Here is a 15238-nt window from a genome sequence, read left to right as displayed (position 1 = left end):
TTCTCCTGTTTTTAGTAAGTGCAGATCGTCATTTATAAAATTTAAATGTGGTGCGAAGTCGGATTTTTTTCAAGGCTGACTCAGCGATAAGTTTGTCGTCGCTATCCAGCCACTCCACATCGGACCACTTGCGCAACCAGGTCAACTGCCTCTTGGCGAGCTGGCGTGTTGCTGCCACTCCCTTGCCGACAAATGTCTCGTAATCGTCTTCTCCGGACAAATAACTCCAGGCCTGACGATATCCGACACAACGCATGGAAGGGAGATCAGGGTGCAAGTCTTCCCTGAGCATCAGTGCCCGCACTTCGTCAAGAAAGCCTGCATCCAGCATTTTCAGGAAACGCAGGCGAATTCGCTCATGAAGCACGCGCCGCTCCGGCGGCATCATGGCAAGCTGAACAACAGTATACGGAAGCAAAGATGTTTCGTCTGCCTGCCAGCGAGTGAAATAGGTGTAATCCTCAATATCACCGCCTTGCGCCGCGGCCGTTGGTTGTTCGCCGGCACCGGTTTCGGCCTTCCAGAATTCGGAAATGGGCTTGCCGGTAAGACGCAGCACCTCCAGGGCCCGCATCAGGCGCTGCCGGTTATTGGGGTGAATGCGCTCAGCTGCGACAGGATCGCTGCGCCGAAGTTCCTCGTGCAAGGCCTCCCAGCCTCGCTCTTCGGCCTCTTGTTCCAGGGCAACTCGAACGGTGGGACTTGCCGATGGCAGGCCCGACATACCGTGGAGAAGCGCCTTGAAATACATCATGGTGCCGCCTACCAGCAGCGGCACCCGTCCCGCTGCTGTAATTTCTGCCATCGCAGCTAGCGCGTCCCGGCGGAAATCTGCAGCTGAGTATGTTTCCGCCGGATCGCAGATATCGATCAGTCTGTGGGGCGCCCGCGCAAGCTCTTCTGCGGTCGGTTTCGCCGTCCCGATATCCATACCCCGATAGATCATCGCAGAGTCCACGCTGATGATTTCACAAGGCAGGTGATCACAAAGCGCCATGGCCAGATCGGTCTTACCCGAGGCCGTGGGGCCCATCAGGAAAATGGCAGGCGGCAGCGACACCTCAGCGGCCCCGGAGAAACAGCTTGTCCAGTTCGGACATGGTCACTAGCGTCCATGTCGGCCGACCGTGATTGCACTGGCCGCTGCGTTCGGTTGCCTCCATATCCCTCAACAGCGAATTCATTTCAGGAATGGTGAGCTGCCGATTGGCACGGACGGACCCATGACACGCCATGGTTCCAAGCAGTTCGTGAGTCACCGCTTCAACCCGGTCACTCTGACCATGCTCGATCAGATCCGCCAGTACATCACGCACCAACTGTTCGGTATCCGCACCACGCAGCAGCGCGGGTACCTGCCTCACCGCCAGAGTCTCCGGGCCAATGCGCTCGATCTGCAAACCAAGCTTCTGCAATTCTTCACCGTGGGTCTCGGTCAGGGCCGCCTCTTTCTGACTGACCGCCAGCGATAGTGGCACCAGCAATGGCTGGCTTTTCAGATCCTGCTCGGCAAGTGCACGTTTCATTCGCTCATAGGTGATTCGCTCGTGAGCGGCGTGCATATCTACCACGATCAGCCCCGCGCGCCCCTGGGCAAGAATGTAGATTCCATGCAACTGTGCAATGGCGTAGCCAAGCGGTGGTTCCTGATCGCTGTCAACAGGCGGTGTGGGCATTGGCGTGGCTACGCTATCACTGGTGGATACAGGCTGCGGCCCTTCGCTGCCCCCGCCGGCATTCAGGGACTGGTAAAAGGCCATCTGATCACTGGCCCGCCACTCCTGCTGCGGCTGAGGCTGCCCGCGAAATCCGGCACCTGAGCCGCCCGGATAACCGTAATTGGGTACCGAGGGCTGGCCGTTCCACCCCCCCTCTACAGGAGCACCGGTTGCCGCAACTCCCTCTTGGGTTTGGGCCGATGCCTCGCGACCAAAGGACTGCGCCACCGCACCGCGAAAATGATCGTCCGGCCGCACATCGGCCAGCGCCTTATGCAGGGTTCTGAAGATGAAATCGTGGACCAGGCGACCATCACGGAACCGGACCTCATGCTTGGTCGGATGGACGTTCACGTCGACAGTGGCGGGATCCACCTCAAGATAGAGCACAAACGCCGGATGCCGGTTATTGTAGAGCACGTCGCGGTAGGCTTGGCGCACGGCATGGGCCACCAGGCGATCGCGGATAACGCGACCGTTAACAAAGAAGTACTGTAGATCGGCCTGACTACGCGAAAAGGTAGGTAGAGCCACCCAACCCCAGAGCCGCAAACCGGTTGCTTCGGCATCAATTACCACGGCATTGTCGATGAATTGCTGGCCGCACAGGGCACCAATACGCCGCTCACGATCCAGAGCCGATTCCGCTGGCCTGAGGCTTTGCACAACCCGCTGATTGTGGCGCAGGGTAAAGCCTGCATCGAAACGGCTCAGCGCCTGGCGGCGCACGCACTCCTCAACGTGGTTGAATTCGGTCTTCTCGGTACGCAGGAATTTTCGACGGGCCGGGGTGTTGAAGAACAGATCCCGCACTTCCACCGTCGTTCCAACGGGATGGGCTGCAGGCGAAATCCTCGCGTCCATTTCCCGGCCTTCGACTTCCACCCGGGAGGCCGCTTCCTGGGACTCGGTTCTTGAAGTCAGGGTAAGCCGAGAGACGGAACTGATACTGGCGAGCGCTTCTCCGCGAAAGCCAAGCGATGCGACTGCCTCCAGATCATCCAGGCTGGCAATCTTACTGGTGGCATGGCGGCTGAGGGCAAGGGGCAGATCATCTTCCTCAATACCGCTGCCGTCATCCCGAACGCGAATCAGCTTGACGCCGCCCTGCTCAACTTCAACGTCGACCCGGTTGGCACCGGCATCCAGGGCATTTTCGACCAGTTCCTTGACGACAGACGCGGGTCGCTCCACCACTTCACCCGCGGCAATCTGGTTCGCGAGCCGTGGTGACAGCAATCGAATGGGGGGCATGTTACGGAAAAACCTCTTGATCAGGACGCGGGAATACGAATGGTTTGCCCTACCATAACACGGTCGTCCCGAAGGTCGTTAAACTGCATCAGCTCGCTGACGGTCGTCTGGTTTTTCCGAGCCACGCCGGAAAGCGTATCGCCGCGCTGTATGCGATAGTGGCTGATGCTGTTCCCGCCCTGGCGATTCTGTTTCTGCCACGCCAGAAGGGTGCCCGGCGGTGGCGTTTTCTGGAAGTAATCATCAATGCCTTTCATGATGGCACCGGCCAGCTTGTTGCGGTACCACTCGGTCGACAGGTTTTTCTCTTCCTGGGGGTTCGAGATGAATCCGGCTTCCACGAGAATGGAGGGGATATCCGGCGATTTCAGCACCGCGAAAGCGGCCTGCTCGACGCCGGGCTTGTGCAATTTCGCTACGCTACCCAATTTGCCAAGAACGGAACTGCCTACGCCAAGACTGGCGTTGATGCTGGCCGTCATCGAGAGGTCCAGCAGAACACCGGCAAGCATGTCGTCCCGACCATCCAGAGACAATCCACCGGCGCCACCGATCAGATCGGAGCGGTTCTCACTGTTAGCCAGCCATCGGGCAGTCTCACTGGTGGCACCACGCTGGGAAAGGGCGAACACAGAGGCTCCCCTTGGCTGAGGCGTTCGGAAAGCATCGGCGTGTACCGATACAAAAAGGTCGGCGTTGTATTTTCTGGCCAGAATCGTGCGATTGCGAAGACCAATATAATAGTCCCCTGTCCTGGTCAGTTTGGCGGTATATCCCGGCCGATCATTGATCAGGCTGGCCAGGGTTTTCGCCATTTTCAGAACCACGTCTTTTTCATGGGTTCCTCTCGGACCAATGGCGCCGGGGTCCTCTCCGCCGTGCCCGGCGTCAATGACCACGATGATGTCACGCTTCCCCGAAGAATCCTGGGTCACGGTCGGCGTAGCTGCCTTTTCCAGCCGGCTGCCACTTTCATCAATCAGATCGACCACCAGCCTGTGGCCATACTGCTGATTCGGTTCCAGCTGAAAGCTCCGCGGCTTGATGTCGGCCTTGAGATCCAGGACTACACGCAAGTCATTCCCGTTCCTTGGCGCGCTCCGGATCCGTTTGATAGGGCTGCCGGAAAGATCCAGGCCGGAGAAGTCGGTTTTCAGATTGGCATTTTTCAGATCGATAACCAGCCGGGCCGGACTGCTGAGGGAGAAGATGTTGTGCTCGACCTGACCGCCGGTATCCAGAACCAGGCGAGTGTGATCGGGCGCGGGCCAGATACGGGCACTCTCGACCTGCGTTGCAGCCGAACCGTGAAACGCCAATGTCGCAAGCAATAGCGCTATTGGCCATATCAGTTGTTTACTCAGCTTTGTACAATTCATACAGCTTACCTGCCAGTCTGTTCCCGGTTTCGGAGTCGCTAATGCGCCGGACCCAACACATCCAATTCGTTCAGCAAATGGCCGCCCAACTCTGAACGGGCCCTGATCACTACAGAACGCCCTTCGCCCCGGGTCTCCAGATGAATCTCCAGATCCGGCTCGGGCAATATACCTTTACCACGCTCCGGCCACTCAATCAGACAAAGATTTTCACCGGAGAAATAATCCCGGATGCCCATATATTCCAGTTCTTCCGCATCGCCCAGGCGATAAAGATCAAAATGGTAAGTTGGTGGCTGCAGGGTTTCATAGGGCTCCACCAGCGTGTAGGTCGGGCTTTTTACAGCCCCCTGGTGGCCAAGCCCGCGCATGACACCCCGGCTGATGGTGGTTTTACCCATACCAAGATCACCATCCAGGTAGATAACCACACCGTGGCCAGATTCAGCGACGGTTCTCGCTAGCTCACGGCCAAGATGCTCGGTTTCCGCCTCACCCTCGAGGAAAAGCCGGCGTTCATTGCCCATTATGCTCATAGATCTCTTGCCCCCGGGTGGGTTTCAGACTCCCGAAAAACCAACGGCAGTGCGTCTATTACATCGTTAGGGATCAAACCCATATACCCATGGGTTTGCGAGGCCCGATCCGCTGCTGCCAGGTGGGCCGATGCTCCGAGCACGGCGGCTTTTTGCCCTTCACCAATCTGGCCCAGAACGGCACCGATAATCCCCGAGAGCACATCCCCCATACCGCCAGTAGCCATGCCGGGGTTGCTGCCACTGACGATGTCAAGGGCGCCGCCTTCAGAAGCGACAACCGTACCTGCGCCTTTCAGGAGAATCGTGCCGCCATACAGTGCCTGCAATTTTCTGGCGGCAGCCATTCTATCCGCTTCTACATCCGGCACCAGACAATTCAGCAGTCTGGCTGCCTCACCCGGGTGCGGCGTCAAAACATGGTTATCCGCCGGTACGGCAACCCGACCGGACAACAGGTTCAGGGCATCTGCGTCAAGCACCCTGGGCTTGCCACTGGCAATGACTTGCTCCAGCATCTGCTGCCCCCATGCGCTTCGCCCGATACCGGGGCCGCAGACGACCACCGAAGCTGCGTCAAGCAGCGACGGAAGCTCAGAACCATGAATCAGTCCATGAACCATCACCGACGGACATCTTGCCAGGGCTGCCGTCACATGCTCAGGGCGCGTTGCCAGCGAGACAAGCCCTGCCCCCGAGCGCGCAGCCGCCTCTGCCGCCAGCAGTCCGGCGCCGCCGAAGCCCCGATCGCCAGCCACCACCAGCACATGCCCAAACCGCCCCTTGTGGGCGTTGGCAGGCCGTGGCGGCAACCAGGACATCACAGAGCCCCAATCACGACGAACAGCCACCGGCTTCTGGCCGCTGCCAGCTACACCATCGGCAGTATCCAGGGATTCAAAGACCACCTCACCGCAGACCGCCGCTCCCTGCCCGGTAAATAGGCCGGCCTTAAGCCCGATAAAGGTGACCGTCATGGCTGCGTTAACAACATCTCCTTCGGCCGCCCCGGTGGTGGCATTCAGCCCGGAGGGCAGATCCACTGCGAGCACAGGCGCGGGCGCCTGGTTACATCGGCCTATCAGCCCTGCAAACGGTTCCCGGGGTGCACCGGAAACGCCAGTACCAAGCATCGCATCGACGATGAGCCCTGCGTCGGAAAACAGATCATCCAGTGAAGAGTCGCTGAGTGCCTCCAGATCGAGCACGTCAACGCCGTCTGCCAGTGCCTTTTGCCAGGCTTTTCGTGCGTCACCGGACAGTTTGCCTGTGGGCGCAACCGCGACACACCGGACATCCAGGCCATGCCTCCTCGTGCTGGCTGCAACCAGGTAGCCGTCACCGCCATTGTTACCCGCACCGCACAGCACCAGAACCGAGCCACACTTGGGCCAGTACCGAACCAGGCAGCGAAAAGCCGCATGGGCGGCAGACTGCATCAGCTCAAAACCATCGACGCCCTGATGATCAATCACATAGCGATCAATCTGCCTCACCGCATCGGCGGAAAACAGTGCGTCTGGTAGACTGTGCCCAACGGACGGCGGCATGAACCTTTGCTCCCGTTACAGAAACCGGTTTAAGAAAATTGGCCAGATACCTGTAAAGCATAGCAAAACAGTGGAAAAGGTCATAACTTAATCAGATTAATTATCCGTACCCCGGTTCGAGAACGAACTCTGGCACCGGCCGTGACTATGAGCGCCACATCATTGAGCACCAGAACATATCCGGAACTCGCTGATCTGCCAGCGCTTATCCGCCAGTGGGCGGCTGAGCTCGGGTTCGCTGATGTGGGTATCACCACCGCGGATACCGGCGAGCACGCAACCCATTTGCAGGACTGGCTGGCAGCGGGTTACCAGGGCGAAATGGACTATATGGCCTATCATGGTGACAAGCGCTATACGCCCACCTCCCTGGTGCCGGGTACTACTCGGGTGATTTCTGTGAGAATGGACTATCTGCCTGCGCCGGACAGCCCGAAAGAAGCGCTTACTAACCGGGAGGGCGCCTATGTTACTCGTTACGCACTGGGGCGCGATTACCACAAACTGATCCGCAAGCGTCTCGCGCAGCTGGCAGCCAGGATTGATGACGCCGTCAGCGGATACGACTACCGGGCGTTCGTGGACAGCGCGCCGGTGCTGGAGCGCGCCCTTGCGCAGAGGGCGGGCCTGGGCTGGATCGGCAAGAACAACATGCTGATCCACCCGAAGGCCGGTTCCTTCTTTTTCCTTGGAGAAATTTTTACCAGCGCGCCCCTACCCGTCGACGAGCCCTTTGAGTCCGATCATTGTGGCAGCTGTTCGGCCTGTCTCGATCTATGCCCGACAGACGCCTTTGTCGGCCCCCACAAGCTCGATGCCCGGCGCTGCATCAGCTATCTGACCATTGAACTCAAGGGGAGCATTCCCGAGGAGCTACGCCCGCTGATGGGTAACCGGGTTTTCGGCTGCGACGATTGCCAGTTGGTCTGCCCCTGGCAGAAGTTCAGCAAGCCAACCGGGGAAAAGGATTTTCAGCCTAGACACGGGTTGGACAACAGTTCTCTGGCAGAGCTGTTTCTCTGGACGGAGGAGCAGTTCCTGAAGCGCACCGAGGGATCGGCGATTCGGCGAACGGGCTACGAGGGCTGGCTGCGTAACCTGGCCGTGGGGCTGGGCAACGCGCCATCCACTATTCCAGTGATTGAAGCCCTGAAAAAGCGCGCGGATCACCCTTCCGAGATGGTCCGCGAGCATGTCCAATGGGCACTGAAACGCCACGGTTTATAGTTTGAAGAACTGTTCCCGGTAATGGCGCAGCTCGTTGATGGAGTCCCGGATGTCATCCAGGGCGAGGTGGCTGCCTTTCTTTTTAACCCCGGCCAGGACATCCGGGCGCCAGCGGCGGGCAAGTTCTTTGACCGTGGATACGTCGAGATTCCGGTAGTGGAAGAAGTCTTCCAGTTCGGGCATGTACTTGACCAGGAATCGACGATCCTGACCAATACTGTTGCCGCACAGGGGCGACTGGCCCTTTTCGACGTGCTTCTTCAGGAATTCGATGGTTTGCCGCTCGGCCTCAGACTCGGAAATATCGCTTTCTTGAACGCGCTTGGTGAGGCCGCTTTCACCGTGGGTTCGGGTGCACCATTCGTCCATGGAGTCCAGCAGGGATTGTGGCTGATGGACGGCGATAACGGGTCCTTCTGCCACAATATTGAGCTCTGAATCGGTGATGATTGTTGCCATTTCGATGATCCGTTCTTTTTCCGGATCCAGGCCTGTCATTTCCAGATCGATCCATACGAGGCGATTGGTTTCTGCCATTTTGTTACTAGCCTTCTAGATTTGAGTTCGCGGACGCGGGGTTGTTGATCCGGGAAACGCTACGAGCACATCCATGTGCGCTTGGCGTCGGCCATCCATGGCCGACGACATTCCCGGATCAACAACCCCACGCCCGCAGCAAAGTTCAGAGATATACAAGAAAAACGTCACTGCAGGTCAATTTTATTGAATTTACACCGGTCTCATTTGTCTTTGTATTGTGGACGATTAACGTATGATGTAACACCTCACGCACACCAAATCTGGCATCAGCTATCTACATGGCAAAACGGCGACTGAACAAACAGCAACAATTCCGCATCAAAAAAGTCCAGGAGGAGCGGGCGGCCCGGGCGGCGCGCAAGGAGAAGAAGGTTCAGGAGCAGGCTGATGCCGGGGAGCTTGGTCCGGAGCAGGAAGGGTTAGTCATTGCTCACTACGGGCAACAGCTGGATGTCGAAGCGCTTGAAGGCGATTTGGCCGGCAACGTGGTGCGGTGTTTTGTTCGGGCCAACATCGATAGTCTGGTGACCGGTGACAAGGTTGTCTGGCGGCCGGGGAAGAACGAGACCGGGGTTATTGTTGCCCGGGGTGAGCGTCGCAATCTGCTGCAGCGGCCGGATAATTTTGGCGCGTTGAAGCCGGTGGCCGCCAATATTGATCACATTATTCTTGTGATCGCTCCGGAGCCGGAACCCCATGATAACCTGATTGACCGGTACCTGGTGGCATCAGAGATCACGGATATTCCGGCCGTGATTCTGTTGAACAAGACTGATCTGATCACCGGCAGTAACCGGGATAGTATCGATGCGCTTTTGGGCCGGTATGAGGCCCTGGGCTATGAGGTGGTGCGAACGTCTGCCGCGGAGTCTGGAGATAAGCCATCGCCGGAGGTTGAGGCGCTGGTGAAGGATCAGACCAGTGTGTTTGTTGGCCAATCCGGCGTGGGCAAGTCCTCGATTATCCAGACCCTGATGCCGGATGAAGCCATTCGCGTTGGGGCTGTATCAGAGAGTACCGGCAAGGGAATCCACACTACGACTACGGCGAAACTGTTCCACCTGCCTCTGGGCGGCGAACTGATTGACTCGCCGGGCATTCGCGAATTCGGGCTCTGGCATATGACGGCGCAGGAGATCGAATATGGTTTCCGGGAAATCCGGGAGGTGATTGGCACCTGCAAGTTCCGCAACTGCCGGCACATGGGTGATCCGGGTTGCGCCATCGACAGGGCCGCAGAGGAAGGGAAAATCAGCCCCGAGCGGCTTAAAAGCTTCCACCGGATTCTTCAGGATATGGCGGAACAACAGGCCCGGGGGCTCAAGCTGGACTGAGGTATCCGGCTTTACCAGTTCAATTCACCCGGTGCAGGCTCTTCCTTCTCCTGCAGCCATTCCCCACTCTCCAGGCGTTCACGGGCAGCCTCCTGCTCTTCTTCAGTTGGCTGGGTGAGATCGATCAGCGGCTCGTCGGACTGGCCGGCGCTGCTCTGGATGTTGTCGACGGTTTTCTTGTTAAGGACGATGATGGAGATGCGGCGATTGACCGGCGCATTCGGATCTTCCTTGTCGAACAGCACGGAATCGCTCAGGCCCACAACGCGGGCAATCTGCTGCTGGCGAACACCGCCGGCCACGAGGGCTCTCCTGGCAGTATTGGCCCGGTCTGCTGACAGCTCCCAGTTGGTGTAGCCTGGCCGGCCATTGAACGGTGTAGAGTCGGTGTGCCCGGTAATGCTGAGCTTGTTGTTCACGGAGCCCAGTGTTTTGGCCAGCTCAAACAGAATATCCTGGGAGTAATACTTCAGCTCTGCCCGGCCGCTGTCGAACATGGGACGCCCCGACCGGTCGACGATCTGGATTCGCAAGCCCTCGTCGGTGATATCGATCAGCAGTTGATCCTTGAACTCCTGCAGGGTTTCGTTCTGTTCGATGCGATCTTTCAATTCCTGAAACAGCTCCTCCATACGCCGCTGCTCGAGGGTTTCGGAGAGCTCATCCACCACCTGGTCTTCGATCTGGATCTGGCTGGACTCGATATCCGGACTTGCCTCGTTGACCACCGATGCACTGCCCTCAAGATCGACGGGGTTCGGCGAGCCCCCTTCTGTGAAACCAACGGGATCCCGGAAATAGCCCTCTACGGCTTTTTTCTGCTCAGGCGATGCTGTAGCCGTTAACCAGAGTACCAGGAAGAACGCCATCATGGCGGTTGCGAAATCAGCAAACGCAACTTTCCAGGAACCACCATGGTGGCCACCGGCAACAACCTTTTTCCGCTTGATGATGATCGGTTGCTCTTCCACGAATCGGCTCCGGGTTCAGATGAGGACGTTTTTACTTGGAGCGAACGTGGTCGTTCAGCTCCTGGAATCCAGGGCGTTTGTCCGTGGGCAATGCCTTCCGGCCAAACTCGATGGCCATCTGGGGTGCCTGTCCGGATACGGTTGCGACAATTGACGATTTTACGCACTCGTAGGCCTTCAGCTCGTATTTTGCCGCGTGTTCCATGGCAATGGACGCAGGACCAACGAAGCCATACCCCATAAAGATGCCCAGGAAGGTACCCACCAGGGCCGCAGCCACACTGAGACCGATTTTTTCCGGCCCCTCGGTGAGGAAGTTCATGGTAATCACGATACCAAGCACAGCGGCGACGATGCCGAGCCCGGGCAGCGCATCGGCAATCTTGTTGACCGCGTGGGCAGGCTCCTCAAGCTCATGCTGGCGACTGTCGATTTCGTTCTCCATCATGCCTTCCAGCTCATGGGTTGCCATGTTGCCGGAGCTGATAATGCGCAGATAATCGGTGATAAAGGCCAGCAATTCCTTGGATTTCATAATGGCCGGGTAGCGACTGAAAATCTGACTGGACTCGGGGTTGTCGATATCTTCCTCGATCGCCATCACACCCTGTTTACGGGACTTATCGAAAATCTCATAAAGCAGGCTCAGGAGGTCCATGTAGAACGCTTTTTTGTAGGGCGAGCCTGTGAGCAGCTGAATACCCCTGCCAAACACCTCTTTCAGGGTGTGCATGGGATTGGCAATAATGAACGACCCCAGAGCCGCCCCGAAAATGATCAACACTTCGGTCGGCTGCCAGAGCACCATCAGATTGCCGCCGTGGAGAACATAGCCAGTCAACACGCTGGCCAGAACAATAATCGAACCGACGATCAGTAACATAGAATCTACGCACGCCCTATTTTCTTGGTTATTGGCCGAAGCCGGAAGCTGTCACGCACAAGTTGACCCGATAATAGCAAGGCCATGCCACAACCGCGAAGCCGTGAAACAATTTCTATACAGGTGGCAGTCTTTGGTAAACTTCGCGCCTTTGAGCGCAAAGGATCACATTTAATGTTCGACAAGCTTTTTGTTCTGAGCCAGTACATCACGCCGCAACTGGGGGTTTCCAACCTTGCCGGTCGTCTGGCCGACAGTGACAGCTCCCCTGCGCTCAAGAACCGGGTCATCAAGTGGTTTATCGGCCGCTACGGCGTTGACATGAGCGAAGCGGCCGAAACGGATCCGGAAGCCTACCCTACCTTCAATGCGTTTTTCACCCGAGCGCTGAAGCCAGGCATCCGCCCTCTGGCGGACGGCGAAAAAACCCTGGTCAGCCCTGTTGACGGTGCCATCAGCCAGTTGGGACAGGTAACCGGAGACCGGGTATTCCAGGCCAAAGGCCAGTCTTTCAGCCTGAGTGAATTGCTGGGCGGCGAAGAAGCAACCACCGCACCGTTTACCAGCGGCGAGTTCTCGACAATCTATCTCTCTCCAAAAGACTATCACCGCATCCATATGCCGATGGCAGGCACACTCAGGCAAATGATCCATGTACCCGGCAAGCTATTCTCGGTGAATCCGGTTACTGCCGAGAACGTTCCGAACCTGTTTGCCCGCAACGAACGGGTTGTCTGTATCTTCGATACCGATTCCGGCCCCATGGCAATGGTACTGGTTGGCGCCATGATCGTCGGCAGCGTGGAAACCCGCTGGGCAGGCGTGGTTGTGCCCGGCAGCAGGCAGGTTACCTCAACGCGGTATGAAGGTGAGCAAGCCATCAGCTTCGAGAAAGGTGAAGAGATGGGCCGGTTCCGCCTTGGTTCAACAGTGATTATGGTTATGCCCAAGGGAGCCGTCACCTGGAACAGCGATCAGGTGGCAGGTAAAACCGTCCGCATGGGTGAGGCCTTTGGAGCCCTGGCCTGATCGGTTCTTTTAGGCTCACGCCCGCTCGAACGGAAAGGCGAGAACCTCACTGATATCCTGAACCCCGAGTTTGAGCATCAACAGGCGATCCAGTCCGAGGGCGACACCAGCGCACTCGGGCAATCCCTGCTCAAGACCGGCAAGAAACGCCTCATCCAGCGCCATTTCGGGCTTTCCGGAGTGCCTTCGTAGCTGATTATCGGCTTCAAATCTCAGCCTCTGTTCCTGCGGATCGGTCAACTCCCAGTAGCCGTTACACAGTTCAAGGCCATCTATGTACAGCTCGAAACGGTGCGCCGTTTCGTAACCCTGCGAAAGTGAGACCCTGGCCAGAGAGGCCTGCGACGCTGGATAGCCGGTTATGAACACGGGTCTGTCCCGGCCAAGATGCGGCTCCACCGCAAAACTCATCAACAGATCCAGGCAGCCATCGCGCCCGAGATCCGCCAACTGTTCCGGCTCCATCCATTGTTCGCAGCGACGCATCAGTTCCCGATCGGTTGCCGCAAAAGGATCAAGGCCCGCCCAGCGCTCCAGTGCGTCCCGATACTGGATAGTGACTGGTCGCTGACATTGCAGCCAGCCGCACACGAGATCCGACACTTCTTCCATAAGCGCCACGTCATCAAAACCCGTCCGATACCATTCCAGCATCGAGAATTCCGGGTTATGGCGACGCCCCTGCTCGCCGTTGCGGAACACCCTGGAGATCTGATAGATCGAACCTGAGCCAGCTGCAAGCAGACGTTTCATGTGGTATTCGGGAGAGGTCTGGAGCCAACCCCCGGTCCTGGAACCGGCGGTGACCTGGGCGTGAATGCCATCGAGGTTGACGTCGGTGACGCCGCACCGCCCCAGAATCGGCGTCTCGACCTCAAGCACCCCTCTTCTCGCAAAAAAGCCGCGCACAAACGCCAGTTGCTGTGCACGGCTTTCGAGGGCAGCCTGCGAGGCAGAAGGCTGCCAGACAGGTTTGCGGGTCATGGCTGGATTAACTGCTCTTCACCCGGCTGACGTATTCGCCGGAGCGGGTATCAACCTTGAGTACTTCACCGATGGTAATGAACAGAGGTACGTTGACCACGGCACCGGTGGAGAGCGTCGCGGGCTTGGAGCCGCCCTGAGCGGTGTCGCCCTTCATGCCCGGATCGGTATCGACCACTTCCAGCTCGACGAAATTGGGGGGCGTTACCGACAGTGGCGAGCCGTTGTAGAGCGTCACGGTGTACACGTCCTGCTCTTTCAGCCACTTCAGGGCATCGCCGACCGCCTTGGCATCAGCCGGGTACTGTTCGAAAGAGCCGTCAGTGAGCATGAAGTGCCAGAACTCACCATCGGTATAGAGGTATTCCATGTCCTGATCAATGACATCTGCGGCTTCCAGAGTTTCGCCGGACTTGAACGTGCGCTCCCAGACCCGGTTGGTCATGAGGTTACGCAGCTTTACGCGGTTGAAGGCCTGCCCCTTACCGGGTTTTACAAACTCGTTCTCGAGAATGATGCAGGGGTCGCCATCCAGCAAAACCTTAAGACCGCCGCGAAATTCATTGGTAGAATATGAAGCCATGAAATGTCCACCTGACAAAATGCTGTTTAGAATTCGAAGGGCGTTATGATACAGCGAACCCCCGCCCGTATAGAAGCCCACCTTTCCGACCACGAACATCGCAGCTGGCAGCAATTGCTGTCGGACTCTGTGACGTCGCCGGAAGAGCTGCTCCGACGACTGGAGTTGCCCGAGGAACCTTGGCTGTCGGCGGCACGGCAAGGCCATCGCCTGTTTTCGGTACGGGTGCCCGAGCCGTTTCTCGCTCGCATGGAAAAGGGCAATCCCGCTGACCCCCTGCTCAGACAGGTGCTTCCTCTTGCTGGAGAAACCGGTCACGCGCCGGGTTTTGTCAGCGACCCACTGGAAGAGTCGGGCGCTATTGCCACCACCGGGCTCATTCGAAAATACCGCAGCCGAGCCCTGTTAATGGTGACCGGACAATGTGCGATCAACTGCCGCTACTGTTTTCGCAGGCACTTTCCCTACGATGAACAGCGACTGAACCCCGATGATAGAAAGCGGGTAATTGACACTCTGGCGGCCAGCCCGGAAATCAATGAAGTCATTTTCAGCGGCGGTGACCCCCTGGCTGTCAACGACCGACTGCTGGCCCAATGGGCGACCGCCATAAGTGGCATCCCGCACATTCGTCGCCTGCGTTTGCATACACGCCTGCCAGTGGTCATCCCGCAAAGGGTCTGTAACGAGCTTTTGAAATGGCTCTCCACAACGCCCCTTCAGATCGTGATCGTGTTGCACGTCAATCATCCGGCGGAGATGGACACCGCCACGCGCCGGGCCCTCTCGTATCTCCGGGCCGCAGGAGCAACACTGCTTAACCAGAGCGTTATCCTGAGGGGCGTGAATGATCAGGCCTCGGTGCTTGAAGAACTGAGCGAGACCCTGTTTGAAGCAGGCGTAATGCCCTATTACCTGCACGCATTTGACCCGGTGGCAGGCGCCCACCATTACGATGTGCCGGATGAAGAAGCGCGACACCTGGTGCGTGAACTGCTGTCGAGATTGCCAGGATTCCTGGTGCCAAAACTGGTAAGAGAGGAGCCAGGCAAGGAAAGCAAGACCCCGATCAACCTGTTCCCGTGACCGGTTTCGCAAAAAAGGGCCTGATTTCACTTGTCAAAGATTGTCAACTCATGATCTTCTCGCTTTTTACGACTGGTTTGCTACTTTAAAGTCCAGTAACGTTGAAGATAAAAACATGTATTTACGGCGTTTTCCTGACAGGCCGGTGGACACTCAATAGCCAC

The 15238-nt window shown here is 57.6% G+C and carries 14 protein-coding genes; 4 read left to right on the top strand and 10 right to left on the bottom strand.

Translation table 11 applies throughout. The annotated features are described in order from the left end of the window. Nucleotides 1-28: 28 nt before the first annotated feature. The 5 genes from miaA to WA411_RS10990 are packed head-to-tail and all read right to left on the bottom strand — an operon-like array spanning nucleotide 29 to nucleotide 6437. On the bottom strand, nucleotides 29-1033 hold the full coding sequence (miaA, locus tag WA411_RS11010; protein WP_228290118.1) for a tRNA (adenosine(37)-N6)-dimethylallyltransferase MiaA: 1005 nt from the start codon (nucleotides 1031-1033) through the stop codon (nucleotides 29-31). 28 nt (nucleotides 1034-1061) lie between these two features. Beyond that, nucleotides 1062-2972: a DNA mismatch repair endonuclease MutL gene (mutL, locus tag WA411_RS11005; protein ID WP_291906005.1), complete on the bottom strand. Its 1911-nt coding sequence runs from the start codon at nucleotides 2970-2972 to the stop codon at nucleotides 1062-1064. 20 nt (nucleotides 2973-2992) lie between these two features. Beyond that, nucleotides 2993-4351: an N-acetylmuramoyl-L-alanine amidase gene (locus WA411_RS11000; protein ID WP_291906006.1), complete on the bottom strand. Its 1359-nt coding sequence runs from the start codon at nucleotides 4349-4351 to the stop codon at nucleotides 2993-2995. Nucleotides 4352-4389: 38 nt separating this feature from the next. Next, a complete protein-coding gene (gene tsaE, locus WA411_RS10995; protein WP_222464989.1) occupies nucleotides 4390-4887 on the bottom strand; it encodes a tRNA (adenosine(37)-N6)-threonylcarbamoyltransferase complex ATPase subunit type 1 TsaE in 498 nt (165 codons plus the stop codon). Then, a complete protein-coding gene (locus WA411_RS10990; protein WP_291906007.1) occupies nucleotides 4884-6437 on the bottom strand; it encodes an NAD(P)H-hydrate dehydratase in 1554 nt (517 codons plus the stop codon). The genes tsaE and WA411_RS10990 overlap by 4 nt, the downstream gene beginning before the upstream one ends. 147 nt (nucleotides 6438-6584) lie before the next feature. Between WA411_RS10990 and queG the strand changes: the two genes are divergently transcribed. Beyond that, nucleotides 6585-7664, top strand: a complete 1080-nt coding sequence (gene queG, locus WA411_RS10985) for a tRNA epoxyqueuosine(34) reductase QueG (RefSeq protein ID WP_209396650.1) — start codon at nucleotides 6585-6587, stop codon at nucleotides 7662-7664. Here the strand turns inward: queG and orn are convergent. Beyond that, nucleotides 7659-8201, bottom strand: a complete 543-nt coding sequence (gene orn / locus WA411_RS10980; RefSeq protein WP_291906008.1) for an oligoribonuclease — start codon at nucleotides 8199-8201, stop codon at nucleotides 7659-7661. The genes queG and orn overlap by 6 nt on opposite strands. A gap of 281 nt (nucleotides 8202-8482) precedes the next feature. Between orn and rsgA the strand changes: the two genes are divergently transcribed. Further along, the gene (gene rsgA / locus WA411_RS10975; RefSeq protein ID WP_136631651.1) at nucleotides 8483-9538 is read left to right on the top strand and encodes a small ribosomal subunit biogenesis GTPase RsgA; all 1056 of its coding nucleotides are present in this window, start codon (nucleotides 8483-8485) and stop codon (nucleotides 9536-9538) included. 11 nt (nucleotides 9539-9549) lie between these two features. Here rsgA and motB read toward each other — a convergent pair whose 3' ends face one another. Both motB and motA read right to left on the bottom strand, forming a co-directional pair. Further along, a complete protein-coding gene (motB, locus tag WA411_RS10970) occupies nucleotides 9550-10509 on the bottom strand; it encodes a flagellar motor protein MotB (protein ID WP_136631652.1) in 960 nt (319 codons plus the stop codon). Nucleotides 10510-10540: 31 nt separating this feature from the next. After that, nucleotides 10541-11392, bottom strand: coding sequence for a flagellar motor stator protein MotA (gene motA / locus WA411_RS10965; protein ID WP_069183018.1), 852 nt, complete (start codon nucleotides 11390-11392; stop codon nucleotides 10541-10543). A 174-nt stretch (nucleotides 11393-11566) separates the two neighbouring features. Here motA and asd point away from each other — a divergent pair, with 174 nt between their 5' ends. Then, nucleotides 11567-12421: an archaetidylserine decarboxylase gene (gene asd, locus WA411_RS10960; RefSeq protein WP_069183017.1), complete on the top strand. Its 855-nt coding sequence runs from the start codon at nucleotides 11567-11569 to the stop codon at nucleotides 12419-12421. Nucleotides 12422-12436: 15 nt separating this feature from the next. On the opposite strand, the gene epmA is transcribed toward asd, so the two are convergent. Next, on the bottom strand, nucleotides 12437-13405 hold the full coding sequence (gene epmA / locus WA411_RS10955) for an EF-P lysine aminoacylase EpmA (RefSeq protein WP_153633727.1): 969 nt from the start codon (nucleotides 13403-13405) through the stop codon (nucleotides 12437-12439). A 7-nt stretch (nucleotides 13406-13412) separates the two neighbouring features. Continuing rightward, nucleotides 13413-13988, bottom strand: a complete 576-nt coding sequence (efp, locus tag WA411_RS10950; protein WP_069183015.1) for an elongation factor P — start codon at nucleotides 13986-13988, stop codon at nucleotides 13413-13415. Nucleotides 13989-14033: 45 nt separating this feature from the next. On the opposite strand from efp, the gene epmB reads away from it, so the two are divergent. Beyond that, nucleotides 14034-15074, top strand: a complete 1041-nt coding sequence (gene epmB / locus WA411_RS10945; protein WP_209400830.1) for an EF-P beta-lysylation protein EpmB — start codon at nucleotides 14034-14036, stop codon at nucleotides 15072-15074. The last annotated feature ends 164 nt before the right edge of the window (nucleotides 15075-15238 follow it).

Origin of the sequence: Marinobacter sp. CH_CUG1437-1, from assembly GCF_037029655.1 — a bacterium.
Classification (GTDB): domain Bacteria; phylum Pseudomonadota; class Gammaproteobacteria; order Pseudomonadales; family Oleiphilaceae; genus Marinobacter; species Marinobacter salsuginis.
The sequence above is the reverse complement of the archived record's forward strand: the minus strand, read 5'-3'. Positions and strand labels throughout refer to the sequence as shown.

Bases quoted from the DNA above. Each gene is read 5' to 3' on its own strand.
- miaA (WP_228290118.1), bottom strand. From the start codon at position 1,033: ATGGGCCCCACGGCCTCGGGTAAGACCGATCTGGCCATGGCGCTTTGT.
- mutL (WP_291906005.1), bottom strand. From the start codon at position 2,972: ATGCCCCCCATTCGATTGCTGTCACCACGGCTCGCGAACCAGATTGCC.
- WA411_RS11000 (WP_291906006.1), bottom strand. From the start codon at position 4,351: ATGAATTGTACAAAGCTGAGTAAACAACTGATATGGCCAATAGCGCTA.
- tsaE (WP_222464989.1), bottom strand. From the start codon at position 4,887: ATGAGCATAATGGGCAATGAACGCCGGCTTTTCCTCGAGGGTGAGGCG.
- WA411_RS10990 (WP_291906007.1), bottom strand. From the start codon at position 6,437: ATGCCGCCGTCCGTTGGGCACAGTCTACCAGACGCACTGTTTTCCGCC.
- queG (WP_209396650.1), top strand. From the start codon at position 6,585: ATGAGCGCCACATCATTGAGCACCAGAACATATCCGGAACTCGCTGAT.
- orn (WP_291906008.1), bottom strand. From the start codon at position 8,201: ATGGCAGAAACCAATCGCCTCGTATGGATCGATCTGGAAATGACAGGC.
- rsgA (WP_136631651.1), top strand. From the start codon at position 8,483: ATGGCAAAACGGCGACTGAACAAACAGCAACAATTCCGCATCAAAAAA.
- motA (WP_069183018.1), bottom strand. From the start codon at position 11,392: ATGTTACTGATCGTCGGTTCGATTATTGTTCTGGCCAGCGTGTTGACT.
- asd (WP_069183017.1), top strand. From the start codon at position 11,567: ATGTTCGACAAGCTTTTTGTTCTGAGCCAGTACATCACGCCGCAACTG.
- epmA (WP_153633727.1), bottom strand. From the start codon at position 13,405: ATGACCCGCAAACCTGTCTGGCAGCCTTCTGCCTCGCAGGCTGCCCTC.
- efp (WP_069183015.1), bottom strand. From the start codon at position 13,988: ATGGCTTCATATTCTACCAATGAATTTCGCGGCGGTCTTAAGGTTTTG.
- epmB (WP_209400830.1), top strand. From the start codon at position 14,034: ATGATACAGCGAACCCCCGCCCGTATAGAAGCCCACCTTTCCGACCAC.